The organism is Bradyrhizobium sp. 14AA (assembly GCF_054185205.1).
On sequence record NZ_JAVAYM010000129.1, the window covers coordinates 1 to 480 of the forward strand.

The following is a 480-nucleotide window of genomic DNA, read 5'->3' on the forward strand; positions in this document are numbered from 1 at the left end:
AGGCTGGCGAAGATCCAGCTCATGGCCGACGGCACGATGACCGAGCGGGTCACCTGCCAGTCCGACGCGCCGAGGATGCGGGCATTGGCGATCATGGCGCGGTCGGCCTCGCGCACGCCCTGGAAGGCGTTGTGGAAGACCACGAAAAACACCATGACGAAGGCCAGTGCCACCTTGGATGCCAGGCCGAGGCCGAACAGCATGATGAAGATCGGCGCCAGCACGACGCGCGGAATGGAGTTGATGACCTTGATGTAGATGGAGAAGATGTCGGAGGCCATGCGATTGCGGCCGAGCGCGATGCCGGCCAGGATGCCGGCGACCGAGCCGGTGAGGAAGCCGAGCATCGCTTCCTCCATCGTCACCCATAGATGATACCAGAGCGGCCCCTCGGAGGTGCCTTCGGTGATCCATTCATACAGGCGCCCGACGATGGTCGAGGGCATGGCGTAGAAGAACGGGTCGATCCAGTTCAGCCGT

1 protein-coding gene is annotated in these 480 nt (G+C 63.3%); it reads right to left on the reverse strand.

Annotated elements, in window-relative coordinates; all coding sequences use genetic code 11:
- Positions 1 to 480 (reverse strand): ABC transporter permease (locus RAD15_RS43650; RefSeq protein WP_458184836.1); only part of this gene is annotated, 480 nt, incomplete at both ends.